The organism is Janthinobacterium sp. 64 (assembly GCF_002813325.1).
Lineage (GTDB): Bacteria > Pseudomonadota > Gammaproteobacteria > Burkholderiales > Burkholderiaceae_D > Janthinobacterium.
Genome location: NZ_PHUG01000001.1, coordinates 4,854,291 through 4,875,671, shown reverse-complemented (window position 1 = coordinate 4,875,671; position 21,381 = coordinate 4,854,291). Strand labels below are relative to the sequence as shown.

Here is a 21,381-nt window from a genome sequence, read left to right as displayed (position 1 = left end):
CAGTGCGCCCGCGTCAAGCCAGCCCGAACAGCGGGAGGCCGTGGCGCGTCACACCACCACCCACAACAAGGAACAGCATGAAAATTTCAGCCCGCAGCAGCGGCGGCTTTGCCGGCCTGAGCGAACAATATGACATCGATACCCAAGCCCATCCGGCTGGCCCCGGGCTGGAAGCGGCACTGGCCAGCAGCGGCTTTTTCACCCATCAGCAAGCCACGGGCGAACAGCTGGGTGCCGATATCCCCCGCTGGCAGATCACCGTCGACGCGCCCACCGCGCGCCGCACCATCACGTTTGCCGAGGATGGCAGTGCTGAAAATGCACGTTGGCAACAGTTGCTGACGCAAATACGTGCCAGCGCCTGATTTTTCTGGCATGTATTTGGTGTCTATCTTGATTTGAGTAAAACAAAAACACCACACGGCAAGTCAACACATGGCCCGTCCTGCACCCTGCCGCATCGGGCGACTGTCGCTTTCTTGCCGCGTTCGTCATGGCAACGTCCCCGATAGTCGCTGAATTGCACTCTCTGCGCGGCAACGGCAACGCGAAAAAATGAATTTGCTTATACGTATTGTATATAAGCGGGATTTGTGAGAAATAGCGAATTGCCTTAAAATACAATGCTTTGCTTTAGTATGCGCCGCCGAGGTTCCTGCAGGCGCTACAGCACCTCCCCCAAAAATTGATAGGACTGTTATGACCCACGTTGTCACCGAATCCTGCATCGCCTGTCGCTACACCGACTGCGTCGATGTCTGCCCGGTAGATTGTTTCCGGGAAGGCCCGAACTTCCTGGCGATCGATCCGGACGAATGTATTGACTGCGCCGTCTGCGTGGCAGAGTGCCCGGTGAACGCGATTTTCGCGGAAGAAGACGTGCCGGGCGACCAGCAAGCCTTTATCAAGATCAACGTCGACCTGGCCCGCAACTGGCCTTCGATCACCAAGACGAAGGCTGCCTTGCCGGAAGCCGAACAATACAAGGACGTCAAGGACAAGCTCGACATGCTGGTGCGCTAAGCGCACGGCAGTTGCGGCGGTCATTCCAGCGGGGATCACCCTCCCCGCCGGGCGTAGCGGCAAATAAATGTACAAAAAGCAGCGGAAACGCTGCTTTTTTTGCTTTTAAAACATCGTTGCAGGTCTATCCACGCAAGTGTGGCGCGCTGTCACATCGATGCGCAAACTATGGACCTATGCGTGGTAAAGCACATTTTGTCCTCAACAAATATCGTAAAATTGGATTATGATATTTGAGCCGATATTGGCGCTTGGAATTAAACAAGGACTCTATATGCTTTACCAACTGCACGAACTGCAACGCTCTTTCCTCACTCCGGTGATGCAATGGGCAGACATGTCCTCCAAGTTATTTACCAACCCGGTTTCCCCACTGGCCCACACTCCGTTTTCGCAACGCATCGCAGCCGGCTACGAGCTGATGTACCGCCTTGGCAAAGACTACGAAAAACCGCAATTCGACATCAAATCCGTTCTCGTCCAGGGCGAGAGCGTCGACATCCGCGAACACGTTGTCGTCACTAAACCGTTTTGCCGCCTGATTCACTTCAAAAAAGAAACCACTGGTTTGCAACAGCCCAAAGTTTTGCTGGTTGCCCCCCTGTCCGGTCACCACTCGACCCTGCTGCGCGACACCGTGCGCGGCTTGCTGGCCGAGCACGATGTCTACATCACCGACTGGACGGACGCGCGCATGGTACCGCTGACGGAAGGCCCGTTCCACCTGGACGACTACATTTATTATGTGCAAGAGTTCATCCGCCTGCTGGCGCCCGACCTGCACGTGATTTCCGTCTGTCAACCGACCGTGCCCGTGCTGGCTGCCATCTCGCTGATGGCGACGGCCAAAGATCCGCACATGCCGAAAACCATGACCATGATGGGCGGCCCCATCGATCCGCGCCGCTCGCCCACGCAAGTGAACAACCTGGCGACGGAAAAGAAATTCTCGTGGTTTGAAAACACCGTGATCTACGCGGTACCGCCGAACTACCCGGGCTTTGGCCGCAAGGTCTATCCGGGCTTCCTGCAGCACGCCGGTTTCATCGCCATGAATCCGGGCCGCCACGCGCAAAGCCACCGCGAGTTCTACATGCACCTGGTGACGGGCGATGACGAACCGGCGGAAGGCCATCGCCAGTTCTACAACGAGTACAACGCCGTGCTGGACATGCCGGCCGAGTACTACCTGGAAACCATCAAAACGGTGTTCCAGGAATTCAGCCTGCCGATGGGCACCTGGAAAGTGGGCGGCCAGCTGGTGCGTCCGCAAGACATCACGAACGTGGCGCTGTTCACGGTAGAAGGCGAACTGGACGACATTTCCGGCGCCGGCCAGACGCAGGCGGCGCATGATTTGTGTTCCGGCATCCCAGCCGAGATGCAACAAGACTTCGTGGCGCCGAAATGCGGCCACTACGGCATCTTCTCGGGCCGCCGCTGGCGCGAGATCATTTGCCCGAAAATCGGCGAATTCATCCAGAAACACGGCTAATACACAGCATCTCCATGAAAACGCCACGCCAGTTCACACTGCGTGGCGTTTTTTTATGCCCAGCTCATGCGCGCGACGTTTCGATTTTCACTGTCGGCCGCGTATTGACAAAGATCTGCTCGACTCGCGGCTCGCCCGGCCCCGGCTTCTTCATCGCATAGCCATTCACGGGTTGCGAACGGTTCACCCACAGGGCGTAATACAGATGGTCGGCACGCGGATCTTCCGTATTCGGGTGGATCAATATCGTCAAGCCCAGGCTGTTGAGCTGCAGCCACGGCACGATCACAGGCAGAAAATCATTGGTGAAGCCGAAATAGAACGAGGGCGTCACGTGCGGGCCGCGCGGCTCCAGGTTCCAGTCGCCCAGTTCGATCTGGAAGCGTTCGGCCGCCCACTTGCGTATCAGCGCCGCCTTCTGGTAACTGTCTTCATCAAAATAGATATGCGCGTGATAACTCTCGATATCCGTGTAGGCGCGCGGCTTGCCCGGCAAGGTTTCCTCGCCCGGACGCACGCTAACGGGACGCGGCGTGGGCGCCGTATCCGTATGCTCGCCCCACGGGCTTTTACCAGGTGGCGGCTTGACGCGTTTTACCGCGCCATCTTGCGCCAGGGCCGTTCCCGCCAGGCCGGAAGCGGCCAGCGCCGCCACCAGTCCGCCGCCGCGCAAGACCGTGCGGCGTTGCGGTGAGAGGAGATTGGCCCATTCCAGATCGATGGCCGCGTGTTGCGTGTTGTCAGACATGGCATTTCCTGTTCTTGATGATAAGTGTGGAGGTAAAGACGGCAGATCAAAAGTGAACCGTGGCGCGGGCGTAGTAGTAGCCGCCCAATACGCCCAATGGGCCCGAGTTGTCATACGCGCCCGTGTACTGCGCCAGACTCGACGCGCTGCGCGCTGCGCGCGGCAACTGGCCCGGCTTCTGGTCGAAGACATTGTTGGCGCCCACCGTCACGTTGATGCGCTTGCTGACGTCGTAGCCGACGCTGACATCCGTCACGAAAGCGGCTTTCAGCTGGTAATCGCCGCCCGTGATGGCGTTCAGGCGCTTGAGCTTGCCGTAGCGCGTCTCGCGCAGGTTGAACGTCCAACCCGCCCTTTCATACGCCAGGGTAAGGATCTCCTTGTCGCGCGGGGCCCGGTACAGCAAGTCGTACTCGGCCGACTTGCTCAGGGTGCCGATATTCGGCAAGCCTTGCAGCACGGCCGGCAGTGCCGCCTTGCCCAGCAGACTCGTATGGTTGAAATTGGCCGCCGCCGTCCAGCGCAGCTTGCCCTCGGCCACGCGCAGCACATCTTCCGCCGTGAAATCGATGCCGCGCGTGCGCGTATCGCCCACGTTGGCAAAGTAATGCGCGACGAGACCATTGCCGACCGTCAAACCGGCCGAACGCAGCAGGTTTTCAATGACGCCCGCTTGCGCCGCCGTCAGCGGCCGGCCGCTGCCGTCGAGCGCCACGCCCGAGCTGCGGTCGATGCCGATGTTCGACGACACGCCCAGGCGGTCGCTGACCTTGATTTGATACGCATCAAGGGCCAGGCGCAGGGTCGGCGTCGGATTGAAGGTCAGCCCGGCCGACAGGTTCGTCGATTTTTCCGGTTTCAACGCTTGCGCGCCCAAGGCCCGGGCAGCGGCCGAATTCGGCTGGGCCAGTGTGTAGGGAACGCCCGCATGGTCGGACGTGTTCGAATACGCTTGCGTCACCAGGCTGGGCGCATGGAAACCGTTGCTGACGGTGCCGCGCACGGCGACCGTGGGCGTGACGTCATAGCGGGCGGACAATCGTCCCGTTGTCTTGCTGCCGAAATCCGAATATTTCTCGGCGCGCAAGGCCGTGTCGAGCAGCCATTGCGGCGTCAGTTTGGCGCCCAGGCCGATGTACGCGGCATAGCTGTGGCGCGCCGTGTCGGACGCATCGACGGGCAGGTAGCCGGCCAGCGCCGACGAGCCGCTGCCCTGCCAGGAAGCGGGCTCGCCCGGGCTGCGCTGCTGCGTTTCATGCGAATACTCGAGGCCGACGCTGAGGTCGGCCGGCTCGCTCAATCCCAGTGGCACGGGACGGCGCGCGTCCGCATTCGTCGTCGAACGGCTGTAGCGCTGGTTGCCGATGTCAAAATCGGTCTTGCCACCAGGATAAGTCAGCGAGTAATTGGCCGAGTGCTCCACGCCCACGTCGATATCGTCGCGGCCATACGTCGTGCTCAGGTCCCAGGACCAGCCCGCCGTCTCGCCCTTGATGCCGCCCGTCAGCGCAACATCGTTTTCGCTTGTCGTTTCATACGGCGTGAAGCCGTCCGGATACACGGCCAGCAAGCCTTTGTTGTTATTGAAAATGGTATTGGGCAGGCGGAAATTCTGCGCCGAGCGGGCATTGCGGTGCGCATACGTGCCGAAGCCGTACAGTTGCACCGCGTTCGACACGTCATAGCCGACGTTGGCGCTGAGCGAGGCGGTCGTGCTTTGCGGCACGCCCGTATTGCGCCATGGATTGCTGTTGCGGTTCGCTTCGGCCGGGTTCGGCGTAGCGCCGGCCGGCAAGCTGTTATTCGGCCCCAATTTCACCAGTTGCCCATCGCTGTTGCGCACGGCCGGATACGACAGATAGCCGGGATTCAGGCCGAAGTTGCGCACGGCGATGCCCTGGCGCTGGACTTCGGCGCCGAAGTGGGCAAAGCCGTGTTCGCCCAGGCGCGTGCCGCCATCGATGCGCACGGAACCGTTCGTGCCGTCGCCATCGTAGGTGGAACCGAGCAGCGTGCTGAAGCTGCCCTTGTCATCCGCTTTCAGGATGATGTTGATGACGCCGGCGATGGCGTCGGAGCCGTAGATGGCCGAGGCGCCGTCGCGCAGGATTTCCACGCGGGCAATGGCGCCCGTGGGGATCAGGGCCAGGTCGGTGGCGACGGAACCGGGAAAACCATCTTCATTGACGATGGCCGTCGTATGCCGGCGCTTGCCATTGACCAGCACCAGGGTATGCGATGGGTCGAGGTTGCGCAGCTGCCCGGCGCGCACGATGCTGCCCAGGTCCGGCTGTACGCGGGCCGGCAAGTTAAACGATGGCAAGGCCGTATCGAGCGCATCGAGCAAATTCAACTTGCCCGTGGCCAGCAATTGCTGCGCGCTGATCACGTCGATCGGGGCGGCGCTGTTGGCCACCGTGCGGCCCGTGCCGCGCGCGCCCGTGACGATGACGGCATCGAGCGGCGCTACGCTCAACGCGCCAGCGCCATCCGGCGCCGCTTGCGCATGCGCCACGCCGGGCGCTGCCAGCGCCAGCAAGGCCACCGAGACGGCGTGCGCCAGTTGCCGCAGACGGGGTGCGGGGTAGTGCTTGTGTATCAGTTCCAGCATACGAAAACATCCTTTCAAAGTCGTCAACACAGTGGTTGCAGACTAAAGGATGGACAAACAAACAAGAACGAATGGTTTCGTATTTAGATATTTCGTTTTGGCAACGAACAACAGTGGCGCGACAGATCAGAGATGCGGTGGAGCCGTCGCCAGGCTCTGGTCGAGCCGCTTCCAGTAATCGCGTTCGAGGCGGGCCGTGTCGATATCGCGCGCTGCCTCGTTGAAGCGCTTTTGCTGCACCGCGCCGTCTGCGGTGCGCTGGAAGCACACATGCACGGGACGCTCCTTGAAGACGGTATCGATAATGGCGATGCGTTCCCGCTCGGCCTTGCTGAAGTTGCGTCCCATCAGCAAGTGCTGCAGAACGTGGCGCTCGATGACGATCACGCGATATCGCTTGATGAACAGTTTCTTCAGATTCGTCGCGTCGTTCAAGCCCTCTTCCGTCTTCAGTTCGCCACGCGCCACCATGCCATCGAACTGCTCGCCATTCGAATAACCGGCCACGGTGCCGATGCGCAGCTGGCCCAGTTCGGCCAGGGTGGTACCGGGCGCGCCATCCTCCTTCAGGTAGGCCAACACCCCCTGTGTATTGCCAACCGGAACAGAAAAGTGGCAGAGTTTTTCCCGTTCGGGCGTGCGCCAGACGGCCAGGAAGCCGGCGTAGCGGGGACTGGCCAGGCCGAACTGCATGGCGCGCTTCCAGGGGAAATATTCATACCTGACTGTATAGCCGAGACGCTCGAAGACGGCGCTGACCATGGCGCCCGACATGCCATCGGCAGGCAGGCTGTGAGAAATGAAGGGCGGCCAGTCTTCCGCCGCGAAACGGACGATGCGCGAACTGGCAGCGCCCGGCACCGCCATGGGAGATCCTGCCTGCCCGTGCGCAAGGGCAAGTGCAGAGTGCATGAGCAAACAGAAGGGCAAACCAACTGTCCGGAGGAAACGCATGTTTGGCTCCTATGGCCTGGCGCACCTTGCAATGCTGGCGCGGCAACAGGACTGGCGGTCGGTTTTTTTGATCACAGGCTTGATAAAAATCATGCTCCCACAAAAAAAAGAAATTGCAAAGTTGTTTATTTTCACTTTGACATTCCCACAGGAAATAAAATACGATTGCGGCGCGCCTGCAACAGCTCGCCATGGCGCACCTTATCCCTCTCACGAAACAGGTTTTTACTTGTGCGCGCGCCGGATGGCCGATAATGGCGTTTTACCGTATCGAAGATGACCGTGCCGCATCCTGCCCCTCCCTCACTTGCCGACCAGATCGAAGACTTGCTGCCGCAAACGCAATGCACCAAATGCGGCTACAACGGCTGCCGCCCGTATGCGGAAGCGATTGCCGCCGGCAATGCCGACATCAACCAGTGCCCACCGGGCGGCGCACAGGGCATCGTGCGCCTGGCCGGCTTGCTGGGCAAAAAAGTCATTCCACTTAACCCTGTCAACGGCCTCGAACGTCCGCGATCTGTCGCCTATATCGACGAATCGCTGTGCATCGGCTGCACCCTGTGCATCCAGGCCTGTCCCGTCGACGCCATCGTCGGCGCCGCCAAGCAGATGCATACGGTGGTCACCGATCTGTGCACGGGCTGCGATCTGTGCGTGGCGCCCTGCCCCGTCGACTGCATCGTCATGTACCCCGTCAGCGGCGACGCCACGGGCTGGGATGCCTGGAGCCAGGCCGAGGCGGACGATGCGCGCGCGCGCCACGATTTCCGCACGCAGCGACTGCGCCGCGAAAGCGAAGAAAACGAAGCGCGCCTGGCCGCCAAGGCCGTCGCCAAGATGCAGGAAGTGACGCAGGAAACACCCGTCACGCCCGATGAACAGGCGGAGAAGGAACGCAAGCGCGCCATCATCGCCGCCGCCATGGAGCGCGCGCGCGCCAAGGCCGCCGCCAGCGCCGCCGCACAGACCGAACCGCCCGCCCCCAACACGCCGAAAAAAGACGCATGAACGCCGCCAAACGCCTGGAAATCTTTACGCGCTTTCGCGCCGCCAATCCGTCGCCAAAAACGGAACTCGAATACACGACGCCGTTCGAGCTGCTGATCGCCGTGCTGCTGTCGGCGCAGGCAACCGACGTGTCCGTCAACAAAGCCACCCGCTTGCTGTATCCGGTCGCCAATACGCCAGCCAAGATACTGGCCCTGGGCGTGGACGAGCTGACCAGCTACATCCGCACCATCGGCCTGTTCCGCACCAAGGCGAAAAACGTCATCGCCACCTGCCAGATCCTGCTGGAGCAGCACGGCGGCGAAGTGCCGCGCGACCGCGCCTCGCTGGAAGCCTTGCCCGGCGTGGGCCGCAAGACGGCGAATGTGGTCATGAATACGGCGTTTGGCGAACCGACGATGGCGGTCGACACGCATATCTTCCGCGTCTCGAACCGCACCGGCATCGCGCCAGGCAAGAATGTCGATATCGTCGAGCAAAAACTGTTGAAATTCATACCCAAGGAATTCCTGCACGACGCCCACCACTGGCTCATCTTGCACGGCCGCTACACCTGCACGGCGCGCAAGCCCCAATGCTGGAACTGCATGATTGCCGACCTGTGCGATTACAAGGACAAGTCGCCGATGCCGGCCGTGGTGTAAAGCAAAAAAAACGGCCCACAGGGGCCGTTTTGACATTCTACTGCCTGCAAGCAAGCATTTACAGCAACACCATATTATCGCGGTGAATCAGCTCATGGCCTTCCATGTAGCCGAGAATCGCCTCGATCTCAGTGGAGGGCTTGCGCATGATGCGGCGCGCTTCGCCGCTCGTGTAGTTGGACAGGCCGCGCGCCACGGGCACACCGTCGGCATCGACGCAGGTGATGACGGCGCCGCGGCCGAATTCGCCATTTACACCCGTCACGCCGATCGGCAACAGCGACTTGCCTTCCTGGCGCAGCTTTTGCACGGCGCCCGCATCGAGCACGACGGCGCCGGCCGTGTGCAAGTGATCGGCCATCCACTGCTTACGCGCCGTCAACTGTCCCGTTTGCGCCAGCAACTGCGTGCCGATTGCTTCGCCCTGGGCGAGGCGGCTGAGCACGTCGCTGTCGCGGCCCCAGGCGATGATCGTATGCGCACCGGATTTGGCGGCGCGCTTGGCGGCGAGGATTTTCGTCAGCATGCCGCCACGCCCCAGACTGCTGCCGGCACCGCCAGCCATCGCCTCCAGGGCCGGATCGCCGGCAATGCCTTGCGTGATCAGGCAGGCGTTCGGGTCCTTGCGCGGGTCGGCCGAGAACAGGCCGTGCTGGTCGGTCAGGATGACCAGTGCATCGGCCTCGATCAGGTTGGCCACCAGGGCGCCCAGGGTATCGTTGTCGCCGAACTTGATTTCATCGGTGACGACGGTGTCGTTTTCATTGATGATCGGCACCACGCCCAGGCGCAGCAGGGTCGTCAGGGTGGAGCGGGCGTTCAGGTAGCGTTCGCGGTCGGCCAGGTCGGCGTGCGTGAGCAGCACTTGCGCCGTGCCGAGGCTGTGGGCGCGAAAGCTGCTTTCATAGATTTGCGCCAGGCCCATCTGGCCGACGGCGGCGCAGGCCTGCAATTCGTGGATATCGGTGGGGCGCTGCTCGAAACCGAGGCGCAGCATGCCTTCGGCGATGGCGCCGGAGCTGACCAGCACGACTTCCTTGCCCAGCGCGCGCAAGCCGGAAATCTGCGCAGCCCAGCGGGCAATGGCGGCATGGTCGAGTCCGCGGCCATCGTTGGTGACCAGCGAGGAGCCGACTTTGATGATGATGCGGGTAGCTTTTTGAATCACGGAATCCATGGGGCGGCGCTCTTCACTTAATAGACGTCAGCGCGCAGGACGCAGCAGCAGCAAGGCCAGCCCCGCCGTCAGCTCGATTGCGCACATGAACAACACAAAACCCTGGGGCAAGCCGAAACTGATGGCCGCATACAAACGGCCGGCGGGCTGCGCCAGGACCAACATTGCAGTGATATCGCCGAGGATGGGCGGTTCGCCCTGCCGTGCTGCGAACAGCGCCAGGAGCGCGGTAGCGCCCCAGACACCGACATGGGAGGCGTAGAACTGGCTGTAGCCATTGACGCCATTGAGGAAGATGCCCATGCCGGCCGCCAACTCATCGGCGAACAGCAGGCAGGCGACCACGCTCAGCCCGTAAGCATACGCGATCAGATGCAATACACGGCGCTGCCACGCTTGCTTGCGCGAAGACGCGGCAGCGGCCATCTGTACCGACATCAGGATACAGCCTTAGTCGAGGATCTTGAAACGCGGATCATCCGGGTCGATCGACGAGATACCGCGTGCTTCTTCGGTCATCTGCGTTTCTTCGGCACGGCTTTCGCTGTGTTTCTTCGCTTCCAGATGTTGATAAATCGCATTTACCAGTTCCGGGCAACCCTGATGGTTCAGCGCAGAGATCTCGAAGACGGGACCTTTCCAGGCGAAACGCTTGAGGAAGTCCTTCACCAGCTTCTTGCGCTCTTCTTCCGGCACCATGTCGAGCTTGTTCAACACCAGCCAGCGCGGCTTGTCGACCAGCGACTCGTCGTATTTCTTCAGTTCCTTGACCAGCGCCTTGGCTTCCTTGACAGGATCGACGTTGGTTTCAAATGGCGCCAGGTCGACGATGTGCAACAGCAGACCCGTGCGCTGCAAGTGACGCAGGAATTGATGGCCCAGGCCCGCGCCTTCGGAAGCGCCTTCGATCAAGCCGGGAATATCGGCGATCACAAAGCTCTTCTCGTGCGACACGCGCACCACACCCAGGTTCGGGTGCAGGGTGGTAAATGGGTAATCGGCAATTTTCGGACGCGCGTTCGAGACGGCCGAAATGAAGGTCGACTTGCCGGCGTTCGGCATGCCCAGCAGGCCTACATCGGCCAGCACTTTCAGTTCCAGGCGCAGTTCGCGGCGTTCGCCTTCCTTGCCCTCGCCTTTTTGGCGTGGCGCGCGGTTGGTCGAGGACTTGAAGTGGATATTGCCCCAGCCGCCTTCGCCGCCCTTGGCCAGCATTTCGGTCTGGCCGTGCTCGGTCAGATCGGCCAGGATTTCGCCGCTCGCGTTGTCGATGATCAAGGTGCCGACCGGCATGCGCAGATGGATGTCATCGGCGCCCTTGCCATAGCAATCTGCGCCACGGCCAGGCTCGCCATTGCGAGCCTTGTGCATTTTGGAGAAGCGGAAATCGACGAGCGTATTGATATTGCGGTCGGCGACTGCCCAAATGGTGCCGCCCTTGCCGCCATCGCCGCCATCGGGACCGCCGAAAGGCCGGAATTTTTCACGGCAGAAAGAGGCGCAGCCGTTGCCGCCATCGCCCGCGATGACTTCGATTTTTGCTTCGTCGATAAACTTCATAATTTTGCCGCCATAAAACTAAAAAGGCTCTACCTTGGGCAGAGCCTTTCGATTGAAGGCTTGCGCCTTACATCATGCGATCACGGCGGAGCGACCTGGCGCCCCGCGATGAATTACGCTGGTACTGCTGCGTTAGGTACAACGGTCACGAATTGCTTCGAGCCAGCACCTTTGACAACGAACTTCACTTTGCCCGCGATCAACGCGAACAAGGTGTGGTCTTTGCCCATGCCTACGCCTTCGCCGGCGCGCACTGGCGTGCCGCGTTGACGAATGATGATGCCGCCAGCATTGATAGCTTGGCCGCCGTAGACTTTAACGCCCAGACGTTTTGATTCTGAATCACGGCCATTTCGCGTTGTGCCGCCGCCTTTTTTATGTGCCATTTAAGACTCCTTGATAGCTGATTATGTAGACAAACTGCGTCAAACAGCGGCGATTAGCCGTTGATCGAAACGATTTGGATTTCGGTAAAATTCTGGCGATGGCCTTGATGCTTTTGGTAATGCTTACGACGACGCATCTTGAAAATTTTGACCTTATCATGGCGACCATGCGCCACAACCGTAACCAGTACCGTTGCACCTTCGACCAATGGCGCACCAAATTTAATGGTGTCGCCCGCGCCTACTGCGAGAACTTGATCGATGGTGATTTCGGAACCAATGTCTGCCGGTATCTGTTCTACTTTAAGTTTTTCGCCAGCGACAACTTTGTATTGTTTGCCACCGGTTTTTATGACCGCGTACATGATTTGAAACCTCATCAAATGTTGAAAGAATTTGTCCCACTGCCACGCAAAGCAAGCCGTACACAACAGGGGGAACCAGCGATTATACACGGACTGAGAAATTGCGTCAAAAACTATTCACAAAGCTTGATGATCGTGGTATGTCGACAACCTGACCATCATGTCAGGCTTGCGCCAGGCGGACAGAAAAGCACGCGCCAGTGCCAACAAGGTCAAACAATTGCTCTACAGTCATAGGCAAACATCACGCTCGCGCAAGCCTTGTCGTATAATCGCCGCACCCACAATCTAATGCAGGTTCGCCTTGTCTGACGCTAACAAACACGTTAACCAAAACACCATCGTGCAAACGATTGCCGCCGATATGGACGCAGTCAATACGGTGATCCGCCAAAAACTGCACTCCGACGTGATTCTGATTAACCAGATCGCTGAATACATCATCAGTGCAGGCGGCAAACGCATCCGTCCCGTGCTGATTTTGCTGGTGGCCAATGCCCACGCTTATCGCGGCACGGCGCACCATGAACTGGCTGCCGTGGTCGAATTCATCCATACCGCCACCCTGCTGCACGACGATGTCGTCGATGAATCGTCGATGCGCCGCGGACGCCAGACGGCCAATGCCCTGTTCGGCAATGCGGCCTCGGTGCTGGTGGGCGACTTCCTGCACTCGCGCTCGTTCCAGCTGATGGTCTCGCTCAATAATATGCGCGTCATGCAAATCCTCTCCGACGCCACCAACGTGATCGCCGAAGGCGAAGTGCTGCAGTTGCTGAACATGCACGATCCGGACGTGACGCAAGAGAGCTACCTGAACGTCATCCGCTCGAAAACGGCCAAGCTGTTCGAAGCGTCGGCGCAACTGGGCGCCCTGATCGCCGGCGCCAGCGAAGACGATATCGAAGCGGCTGCCGAATACGGCCGCTCGCTGGGCACGGCCTTCCAGCTGATCGACGACGTGCTCGACTATGCAGGCGACGCCACCGAAATCGGCAAGAACGTGGGCGACGACTTGCGCGAAGGCAAACCGACCATGCCGCTGATCTGGCTGATGGAAAACGGCACGCCGGAGCAACGCGAACTGGTGCGCAGCTGCATCGAGCAGGGCGACGAGCAGCATTTCGACGCCATCCTGGCCGCCATCACCAGCAGCGGCGCCCTCGACTACACGCGCAAGCAGGCGGAAATCGCCGGCCAGCGTGCCGCCGATGCCATCGCCGGCTGGCCGGACAGCGTCTACAAGCAATCCATGCTGCAACTGTGTTCGTTTGCCGTGGACCGCAATCACTGATCACGGTTTACGTTACAGCAAAGACAACGGCGCCGATGGCGCCGTTTTTATTACTGCCGCTCATGCTCCATCGCCGCGCCGGCCAATGCCTGCACGATGGCCGGCTCCGCCTCCAGCCGTTCGCTGTAGCGGCTGCCCAGGTAATCGCGGCGGTCGCGCACCAGCAAAGTAAATTTGTACAATTCCTCCATCACGTCGACCAGGCGCTCGTAGTACGGCGACGGCTTCATGCGGCCCGCATCGTCGAATTCCTGATACGCCTTGGCCACCGACGACTGGTTCGGAATGGTGACCATGCGCATCCAGCGTCCCAGCACGCGCAAGCCGTTGACGGCGTTGAACGATTGCGAACCGCCCGACACTTGCATCACAGCAAGGGTGCGTCCCTGCGTGGGCCGCACGCTGCCCGTTTCCAGCGGCAGCCAGTCGATCTGCGATTTGAACACGCCCGTGACGGCGCCATGCCGCTCGGGACTGCACCAGACCTGCCCTTCGGACCACAGCGACAGCGCGCGCAGCTCCTGCACTTTCGGATGCTCGGGCGAGACGCTGTCGACCATGGGCAAGCCGTGCGGATCGAACACGCGCGTCTCGGCGCCAAAGTGGCGCAGGATGCGTTCCGCTTCCAGCGTCAGCAGTTTGCTGTACGAGCGCTCGCGCAAGGAGCCGTACAGCAGCAGGATGCGCGGCGCATGCGTGGAAACGTTGACCGGCGCCAATTTATCCAGATCCGGCACATCCAGGTGCGCGGCGCTGATATTCGGTAACTCATTGGCCAGCTCGTCCATCTCAGGCCACCGGCTTGCCGTCGGCGCCCACGACAGCCTGGCCATCTTCCTTGGCAAACGCGCCTTGCTGCGGCAGCGGCAGGATCTCCAGCACTTTTTCCGACGGCCGGCACAGGCGCACGCCCAGTTCCGTGACGACGATGGGGCGGTTGATCAAAACAGGATGGGCTTGCATGGCATCGAGCAGGGCAGCGTCGCTCAGTGCAGGATTGGCCAGGCCCAGCTCGTCGTAGAGGGCGCCCTTGTCGCGCATTGCAGCGCGCACGGACAGGCCAGCGCGCTTGATCAGATCGACCAGTTCCTCGCGCGAAGGCGGCTGCTTGATGTAATCGATGATGATAGGCTCGACGCCCGTGTTGCGGATCAGGGCCAGGGTATTGCGCGAGGTGCCGCAAGCCGTGTTGTGATAGATCGTGATCGTCATGTCGTCGTTTCCTTCGGTAAATTTGGTTCGCTGACGCAGCAAGAAGCGCCCGCGCAGCAGTTTTCGGTCAAAAAGGCCAGCAAGCCGTTCATGCCCGCATAGTTGGCCGCATAGATGATGGAGCGGCCCGCCTTGCTCGCCGTCACCAGATCGGCGTGCGCCAGTTCCTTCAGGTGAAACGACAGCGACGAGGGCGCGATGGCCAGCGCCTCGGCGATTTTCGTCGCGGCCATACCCTGCGGCCCCGTCTGCACCAGCAGGCGGAACACGGCCAGACGCGATTCCTGCGCCAGCGCCGCCAGCGCCGCGATGGCGGCCGTGCTCGTCAGCGGCCCCGCTTGCAGCGGCATTGCGTTTTCATTTTCCATACTTCAATAATAATCGAATTATGGAATCAATGCCAGCAATCGCGGTGCGTACGTAACCCAGCGCACCGACCGACAGGGCCTATCGGTCTACCGTGATGACAAATCACTGCGATTGGCATCCCCATGACACGCTCGACACCCTTGAAAATCCTCGGCTGGAGCCTGGCCGCCCTGCTGGCCCTGCTGGCCCTGCTCGCCATCGTCGTGCTGACCTTCGACTGGAACCGCGCCCGCCCCTACATCAACGAGAAGGTATCGGAAAGCACGGGCCGCAGCTTCGTCATCGGCGGCGATTTGCAAGTGAAATGGAAGCAAGGCCTCAAAACGGAGCCGGGCTGGCGCCGCTATGTGCCCCGTCCTGTCATCAGCGCGCAGGACGTGCGCATGAGTAACCCGGACTGGGCCACGGCCGGCCCGCAACTGGCCAGCGCGAAACGCATCGACGTGGCCCTCCACCCGCTGCCCCTGCTGCAGCATCGCGTGGTACTGACGGACCTGGCGCTGGAGGCGCCGCAGATCGCCCTGCAGCAGCGCGCCGACGGCAGCAATAGCTGGACCCTGAAAGACAACGGTCCTTCGGCATGGGACGTGGAAATCCAGCGCATGGCCTTTGGCGACGGCGCCATCCGTTACCTCGACGAGGGACTGGACCTGGACTTGCGCGCCAAGGTCAGCTCGACGGCACCCGACGCCACGCCGGGCGACGCGCCAGACAGCGCCCCCGTGCAGAAATACGGCATTGAATTTTCCCTGGGCGGCAGCTACCGCAAGGCGCCCGTGACGGGCGGCGGCAAGGCGGGCGCCGTGCTGTCCCTGACCGACAGCAACACCGTCTATCCCGTGCAGGCGCATGCCGTGCTGGGCAAGAACAAGGCCAGCATCGCCGGCACCCTGACGGACCCGCGCTCGCTGTCCGGCATCGATTTGCAGCTGAGCCTGGCTGGCGCCAGCATGGCCGACCTGTACCCGCTGACGGGCGTGTTGCTGCCGGAAACGCCGGACTACGCCACCAAGGGCCGCTTGCTGGGCAAGAAGGATGGCGCCAGCTGGACCTGGACCTATCAACACTTCAAGGGCACGGTGGGCCAGAGCGACCTGGCCGGCACCCTGCAGTATTTGCCGCGCCAGCCGCGCCCCCTGCTGCGTGGCGAAGTAACGTCGCAGCAGTTGCGCCTGGAAGACCTGGGCCCCACCATCGGCGCCGACAGCAATGCGCAGAAACAGGCGCGCGGCAAGTCGCCCGTGCAGCCCGACAACAAAGCCTTGCCCGTGGAACAGTTCAACACGGCCAAATGGAATGCGCTCGACGCCGACGTGAAATTCAAGGGCAAGAAACTGGTGCGCACGCACGATATCCCGCTCAACGATGTCGTCGCCAACATCCACATGAAAGACAAGGTACTGAGTCTGACGCCGCTTAACTTTGGCATGGCCGGTGGCGACATCACCTCGAACATCACGCTCGATGGCCGTCAAAAAACCATCGCCGCGCAAGCCAAGGTAGCGGCCCGCCACCTCAAGATACGCGAGCTGTTTCCGAAGCTGCAATCGATGCAAGCAAGTTTTGGCGAAGTGTATGGCGACGCGGCACTGACGGGCCACGGCAACTCCATTTCCGCCATGCTGGCCAGCGCCAATGGCGAGCTGGCGGCCACCGTCAGCGAAGGCTCCGTCAGCCAGTTCATGCTGGAACTGGCCGGCCTGAACCTGGCCAACGCCGTCTTCGTGAAAATATTCGGCGACAAGCAAGTCCACCTGAATTGCCTGGCCAGCGACTTCGCCGTCACGAATGGTCAGGCCGACGTGCGCCGCTTCGTGCTCGACACGGACACGGCCGTCGTGAATGTCACGGGCAACGTCAACCTGGCCACCGAAACCCTGGACCTCGACGTGCGCCCCCGCACCAAGGGCGCCCGCATCATCACCTTGCGCACGCCGCTGTACGCGAAAGGCACGTTCAAGAACCCGGACGTGGGCCCGCAAAAAGGTCCGCTGGCCCTGAAAGCCGGCGCCGCCGTGGCGCTGGCCACCGTCGTCACGCCGCTGGCCGCCCTGCTGCCACTGGTCAACGTCGACAAGGCGCCCGATACGGACTGCGCCGCCGTCATGGCGCAAGCGAACGCCACGCGCAAGGCGCCGACTTCACCGGCAACGAATGCACCGGCAAAAAAAGTCAGCGAAGCGGAAATCAAGAAGGCCCAGCAGGAAAAGAAATAGACCGGAATAGACCGAAATATACCTTGATGCAGCCGCTTGAAAGCCGCCCCGCCATCTGCTGTAATGAAGGAAAGCGGGGTGTGGCTCAGCCTGGTAGAGCGCTGCGTTCGGGACGCAGAGGCCGGAGGTTCGAATCCTCTCACCCCGACCAAGAATTCCCTGCTAAATCAAGGTTTTTTCAGGTTTCACAAATGTGGTTTTGACGGTTTTTCGCCCTTCCCTTTCGTGGCAAATGAGGGAAGCGACTCCTGAGGGGCGCTGTATCTTTCGATTTCTCGGGCCGACACACCTCTCCGACTTCAACAGCACGCAGCCGGTCATGCACGCACGCGGTGACCTCGCAGGCCAGCCGCCTGCATACGTCGATTCAATGCCTCGGCGGCAGATAGTCCGCCAGCGTCCATTCCACGCCACGCATCTCGGTGCGCTCCCCCAGCATCAGGTCCAGCCAGCGCAGCGGGCGCGACTTGATGAGTTCGAGGTCCGGCAACGTCTCGCCGCTGCGGAACTGCCGCTTCGTGTGGGAGGCCGTCACGCCGGCTGGCAGAGTGGCGTGCCAGACACCATCTTCGGGACAGCGCTGACCCGACTTCGCGACGATGCCGAGCGGCTGTTGCGGCCGTGGCGGCTGTTGCGGCCGTGGCGCTGTGCCGCCTGCCGGTGGCAGGGATGAGCTAGCGATGCTGGAGCCAGCATCGGCCGTTGACTTGCCAGCGGATCCGCCACCGGTATCCGTGCCCGACAGATATGCATCTATCCTTCCTAGCACCTCGGTCAGCGGCGGAATCGGCACGTCCCGCAGCTCCTGGGCCATCTGGCTTTCCATGTCGGCAGTCCCCTGGCGCCACAGACGCACGGCCCGGCTCTCGGGCATTCCGCCGCTGCGGTGGCGATGTTCGATTTCCACGTTCGCCGCCCGCATCAGAAAGAACAGCAATGTGTGTTCCTCGAGCCGGTCGAGGCTTATCTGCAGCAGCCCGGCCGACCCGGCCAGCATCTGCAGCTCGCTCGGCCGGCGAGACGCGAGGCTGATGCGTACGACCTTTACGCCCTGCCGCAGCGTTTCGCGATACCGCTCCGCGCGGAACAGCGTCAGCCCGTAATCGTAGACCAGGCCGATTTCATCGCCTTCCACGTAGTCGTCCGTCTGCTGCTGCAATGCGATCGCCTTCTCGATGGCCGCGACCGCAAGGTCGTAGCGCCCCTCGCGGTCGTACAGCTTGCGCAGCGAGCGGTACGCTTCGTACAGCGTATTGTGGCCACCACCCGTGCCGATGATCTCCGATTGCGCGATCACCATCTCCAGCAGGGCGCGAGCTTCTGGATAGTGCTCGGGACCACAGTCGATCAACACGTCCGCCCGCTCATACTGGGCCGTCAGTACGCGCGCATTGTCGGTCGAGAACGCAAGGGACCACAAGCTGATCGCCGAGTGGTAGAAGGCCTGGGATTCGTCCGCCCGCTTCATCTCGCGCAGCACCCGCGCGGCGACGTTGTCCGCGTGCGCGGTACTCGACAGCAGCTCGCGCGTGACGCCGCCCTGCTCATCGTCCTCCGATAGGCGCTCCACCAGCAGGTGGTATTCGAGGGAAGCCTGCCGCGCGAAATGCCCGGCCAATTCGAATTCGCCGCATTCGAGCGCCACCTTGGCGAACAGGCGCTGCGCCTCGGCCGCCTGGCGCGCCAGCGTGATCGGCACGCCAGAGCGATCGCCCAGGCCGTCGACCAGCACATGCATCAGTCCCTCGGCCTCCTGGCGAAACGCGAGCGCGTCCTGCGCCAGGGACTTCAGCAGCATCTCGGCGCAGGCGCGCACGCTTTGCTCGTCGTTCACGGCCACGGCGGCGTCCAGTGCCAGCCGGCCGCAAGCCCGCGCGGCACGCCAGAAAATCTGGTATTCGAGCAGCACGAACACGGCATTTTCCAGCGCCTCGCGATCAATCGAGCCGGCCGCCGCATTGGCCGCGCATGCCGCAAACGCTTCATCGAACGCCTCGCGGTCCGTGCCGAGCGCGCCCCACAGGATAGGCAAATTCTCGTTCGCGTGTTCGACGATCGGCCAGATCCGCCCGCGCTCGAAGGCGATCGCCTTGATCCAGGCGAGGTGGCGCAAGCGGTCGGCCGGCGCGCCTTGGCGCAGCACCGTCACGAACTGCCGCGCGAATTCATACGCGGCGAACTTCGGCTCGACGAGATCCTGCGGCATGGCGCACAGCGCCTCGACGAGCGCCATGCGCCATGAGACGATGTCCGCCGGCGTCGCCCCAAGCAGGCCGACCAGCGCCTGACGCCAATCGCCGTCCGGGATGCCTATTCGGCCGCCCGGCCGCAGAAAGTGCGCATACACGAAACCAAGCACGCGCGACGCATCCGCATTCGTCAAGCCGAGGCGGTGGCGCAGCACCGGTTCCGGCAAGCCGTCGACGCTCGCCAGCAGCTCGCGGATGGTGTGCAGGAAGTTCGCCTCAAAGCCGCTCGCAAGCGCGCGTTGCCGCCAGCTGGCGACGATCGCCACGCACAGCTCACGGCGCGTTGCGCAGACCGCGAACGATGCAAGCCGTTCGCCAAGACCTTCGTGGCTGGCGTCCAAACGCAGTTCGTCCAGCACGATGCGCAGGAACTGCGGATTGCCGCCAAGCCGCGCGGTGGCCAGCTGGCTGCGCGAATCCTCCGGCAGGCGCTTGCCGAAGCGCGCCAGGTAATGCGAGATGAAGGCGTCCGCCTCAGCTTCGTCGAACCCCGCCAGGCGGCGCACCGTGAAGCCGCGTTTGGCCAGGCTGGCCTCGTGTTCCGGGAGGCTGCTCGACATCACCAGTTTCACTTGCGACGCCAGCCCGGCGGGAATCCACTGTAGCGACGTCTGCCGCTCGTCGCCCAACACCTCGATGCCATCCGCGATGACGACCAGCGGCGCCTCCCTCGCGGCGAGCAACTGGTGCAGCACGGCGACCTGCACGTCAATGTGCTCCGCTTTCAGCGAAGCGAACTCGTCGCCGTTGATGTGCAGCGCCTGCAACATGAAATGGATGAATTCCAGCGGCGTCGAGCCGCCCCCGCCGACGAATGGGTAGAACAGGAACGTCACGTCCGGATGCGCGCGGCCGTGGTCGCGCATCCAGTACGCCAGCAGCGACGACTTGCCGATGCCGGCCTCGCCGGCGAGCAGCAGCAGATTGTCCGCGCCGCCTGCGGTCGGCCGGGAAACCCATCCGGACAGCCACGCCGCCTCGGCGGCGCGCGGCATCGCATGCTCAGCCAGGCGCTTCGCGATCAGCCATTGCGGCATGCTGGGCGCACCGCGGTTCAGGCGCTCGACTTCCGCGAACAGCATGCGCTGAATGTCCTCGGCGGCCTGCGCGACCGTGCGATAGCCGTCGATCCGCACGAGGTGCGCGTCGCGCAGCCGCGCCTTCAGCGATGCCTGCGCCGCCCGTGCGGCCGGCGTGCTTTCGCCGAAGCCGGCGACCAGCTCCTCGAACGGCGTACCGTCCGCTCTGGATGCCTTTGCCAGCTCCATCGTCAGGTCCGGGCTGCGCAGGTAAACCAGCGCGCCATTCCCGCACGCCATGTCGCGCAGCGGGCCGTACAGGAATTCGAGCTCGGTCACGGACGCCTCAAGCAGCGCCTCGGGCAGCGCGGCGCCGAAGTCATGCGTATCGAGCACCGCGCCGACCATCTGCGCGCCCGGCACCCAGCCGTAGCGTTCACCGCACAGGCCGACGAAGAACGGCCGCGACTCGCGGCTCAGATCGATCTCGCGCAGGCACAGGTGCGTGACGTCGCCGCGCCGCGCCTCTTCTTCCGTAATGCCCCAGCGCAGGTCGATCTCGGTGAACTGCACGCCGCGCAGCACGCACAGCTGTCGCACCGCCGGCAGCACCTGCGTCGCCAGGAAGTTGCGCTCGGCTAGCATGTCGCGGAACGTGGACGAGAGGAACACGCGGATATGCGGGTCCAGCGCGGTATCGATCCTGAAATACCGCTCGAAGACGGCGGCCGGCACGCGCCACAACTGGCCAGGCGCAGGCTGCAGCAGACGGTCGTCCGGCTCGCCACCGGCCGGCAGCGCATCAGCCGCGTCCGCAGGCAGGTCTGCCACCGCGCAGGCCAGCAGCGGCGCGTTGCCTGGCCGGTCCCGCACGACGGCGAGATCGGTGGGCATCGGGTCGGCCGATGCGGCCTGCGGATAGCAATAATCGGCGAGCGGCTGTGCGCGCAGGTCGAGACGAGGATTCCAGGCGATCAGTGAAAGGGACATGGGTGGAATTCGGGGCGTTGGATGGATCGTTTGGCCGCGCCGTTACCGTGCATGGCCG

General features: G+C 62.2%; 20 protein-coding genes and 1 tRNA gene. 9 read left to right on the top strand and 12 right to left on the bottom strand.

Translation table 11 applies throughout. The features are described from left to right. Positions 1-77 precede the first annotated feature (77 nt). The 3 genes from CLU91_RS21525 to CLU91_RS21515 all read left to right on the top strand — a co-directional run bounded on the left by CLU91_RS21525 (position 78) and on the right by CLU91_RS21515 (position 2,518). Entirely contained in the window at positions 78-365 is a 288-nt protein-coding gene (locus tag CLU91_RS21525) for a protealysin inhibitor emfourin (protein ID WP_071079214.1), read from the top strand. 334 nt (positions 366-699) lie between these two features. Continuing rightward, positions 700-1,023: a ferredoxin FdxA gene (gene fdxA, locus CLU91_RS21520; protein WP_010395176.1), complete on the top strand. Its 324-nt coding sequence runs from the start codon at positions 700-702 to the stop codon at positions 1,021-1,023. A 274-nt stretch (positions 1,024-1,297) separates the two neighbouring features. Beyond that, positions 1,298-2,518 carry a polyhydroxyalkanoate depolymerase gene (locus CLU91_RS21515; RefSeq protein ID WP_100875755.1) on the top strand — a complete coding sequence of 407 codons (1,221 nt, stop codon included), beginning with the start codon at positions 1,298-1,300 and terminating at the stop codon, positions 2,516-2,518. A 64-nt stretch (positions 2,519-2,582) separates the two neighbouring features. Here CLU91_RS21515 and CLU91_RS21510 read toward each other — a convergent pair whose 3' ends face one another. From CLU91_RS21510 to CLU91_RS21500, 3 genes are all read right to left on the bottom strand, one after another. Further along, positions 2,583-3,266, bottom strand: coding sequence for a DOPA 4,5-dioxygenase family protein (locus CLU91_RS21510; RefSeq protein WP_100875754.1), 684 nt, complete (start codon positions 3,264-3,266; stop codon positions 2,583-2,585). Between the two features lie 46 nt (positions 3,267-3,312). Next, positions 3,313-5,877 carry a TonB-dependent receptor plug domain-containing protein gene (locus CLU91_RS21505; protein ID WP_100875753.1) on the bottom strand — a complete coding sequence of 855 codons (2,565 nt, stop codon included), beginning with the start codon at positions 5,875-5,877 and terminating at the stop codon, positions 3,313-3,315. A 126-nt stretch (positions 5,878-6,003) separates the two neighbouring features. Continuing rightward, the gene (locus CLU91_RS21500; RefSeq protein WP_100875752.1) at positions 6,004-6,744 is read right to left on the bottom strand and encodes a substrate-binding periplasmic protein; all 741 of its coding nucleotides are present in this window, start codon (positions 6,742-6,744) and stop codon (positions 6,004-6,006) included. A 43-nt stretch (positions 6,745-6,787) separates the two neighbouring features. On the opposite strand from CLU91_RS21500, the gene CLU91_RS27960 reads away from it, so the two are divergent. The 3 genes from CLU91_RS27960 to nth are packed head-to-tail and all read left to right on the top strand — an operon-like array spanning position 6,788 to position 8,486. Continuing rightward, positions 6,788-7,111 (top strand): hypothetical protein, encoded by a 324-nt coding sequence (locus tag CLU91_RS27960; RefSeq protein ID WP_157814754.1) that lies wholly within the window; start codon positions 6,788-6,790, stop codon positions 7,109-7,111. Then, positions 7,108-7,842, top strand: a complete 735-nt coding sequence (rsxB, locus tag CLU91_RS21495; RefSeq protein ID WP_100875751.1) for an electron transport complex subunit RsxB — start codon at positions 7,108-7,110, stop codon at positions 7,840-7,842. The genes CLU91_RS27960 and rsxB overlap by 4 nt, the downstream gene beginning before the upstream one ends. Next, the gene (nth, locus tag CLU91_RS21490; protein WP_100875750.1) at positions 7,839-8,486 is read left to right on the top strand and encodes an endonuclease III; all 648 of its coding nucleotides are present in this window, start codon (positions 7,839-7,841) and stop codon (positions 8,484-8,486) included. Before rsxB ends, nth begins: the two co-directional genes overlap by 4 nt. Before the next feature lie 58 nt (positions 8,487-8,544). On the opposite strand, the gene proB is transcribed toward nth, so the two are convergent. From proB to rplU, 5 genes are all read right to left on the bottom strand, one after another. Further along, positions 8,545-9,663, bottom strand: coding sequence for a glutamate 5-kinase (gene proB, locus CLU91_RS21485; RefSeq protein WP_100875749.1), 1,119 nt, complete (start codon positions 9,661-9,663; stop codon positions 8,545-8,547). Between the two features lie 27 nt (positions 9,664-9,690). Next, positions 9,691-10,101, bottom strand: a complete 411-nt coding sequence (locus CLU91_RS21480; protein WP_100875748.1) for a hypothetical protein — start codon at positions 10,099-10,101, stop codon at positions 9,691-9,693. Between the two features lie 12 nt (positions 10,102-10,113). Next, positions 10,114-11,223, bottom strand: a complete 1,110-nt coding sequence (gene obgE, locus CLU91_RS21475) for a GTPase ObgE (protein WP_100875747.1) — start codon at positions 11,221-11,223, stop codon at positions 10,114-10,116. A gap of 113 nt (positions 11,224-11,336) precedes the next feature. Beyond that, entirely contained in the window at positions 11,337-11,609 is a 273-nt protein-coding gene (rpmA, locus tag CLU91_RS21470; protein ID WP_010395157.1) for a 50S ribosomal protein L27, read from the bottom strand. Positions 11,610-11,662: 53 nt separating this feature from the next. After that, on the bottom strand, positions 11,663-11,974 hold the full coding sequence (gene rplU / locus CLU91_RS21465; RefSeq protein WP_038500602.1) for a 50S ribosomal protein L21: 312 nt from the start codon (positions 11,972-11,974) through the stop codon (positions 11,663-11,665). 304 nt (positions 11,975-12,278) lie between these two features. Here rplU and ispB point away from each other — a divergent pair, with 304 nt between their 5' ends. Continuing rightward, positions 12,279-13,268, top strand: coding sequence for an octaprenyl diphosphate synthase (ispB, locus tag CLU91_RS21460; RefSeq protein ID WP_096234007.1), 990 nt, complete (start codon positions 12,279-12,281; stop codon positions 13,266-13,268). A gap of 50 nt (positions 13,269-13,318) precedes the next feature. On the opposite strand, the gene arsH is transcribed toward ispB, so the two are convergent. The 3 genes from arsH to CLU91_RS21445 are packed head-to-tail and all read right to left on the bottom strand — an operon-like array spanning position 13,319 to position 14,830. Then, entirely contained in the window at positions 13,319-14,047 is a 729-nt protein-coding gene (gene arsH, locus CLU91_RS21455; protein WP_100876849.1) for an arsenical resistance protein ArsH, read from the bottom strand. A gap of 10 nt (positions 14,048-14,057) precedes the next feature. Further along, positions 14,058-14,480 carry an arsenate reductase (glutaredoxin) gene (gene arsC / locus CLU91_RS21450; protein WP_100875746.1) on the bottom strand — a complete coding sequence of 141 codons (423 nt, stop codon included), beginning with the start codon at positions 14,478-14,480 and terminating at the stop codon, positions 14,058-14,060. After that, positions 14,477-14,830, bottom strand: a complete 354-nt coding sequence (locus tag CLU91_RS21445) for an ArsR/SmtB family transcription factor (protein ID WP_232730829.1) — start codon at positions 14,828-14,830, stop codon at positions 14,477-14,479. Before CLU91_RS21445 ends, arsC begins: the two co-directional genes overlap by 4 nt. A 141-nt stretch (positions 14,831-14,971) precedes the next feature. Between CLU91_RS21445 and CLU91_RS21440 the strand changes: the two genes are divergently transcribed. Continuing rightward, a complete protein-coding gene (locus CLU91_RS21440) occupies positions 14,972-17,065 on the top strand; it encodes an AsmA family protein (protein ID WP_100875745.1) in 2,094 nt (697 codons plus the stop codon). 74 nt (positions 17,066-17,139) lie between these two features. Next, positions 17,140-17,216 (top strand) — tRNA-Pro (locus CLU91_RS21435). Between the two features lie 216 nt (positions 17,217-17,432). On the opposite strand, the gene CLU91_RS21430 is transcribed toward CLU91_RS21435, so the two are convergent. Next, positions 17,433-21,323 (bottom strand): DUF4062 domain-containing protein, encoded by a 3,891-nt coding sequence (locus tag CLU91_RS21430; RefSeq protein WP_100875744.1) that lies wholly within the window; start codon positions 21,321-21,323, stop codon positions 17,433-17,435. Between the last annotated feature and the right edge of the window lie 58 nt (positions 21,324-21,381).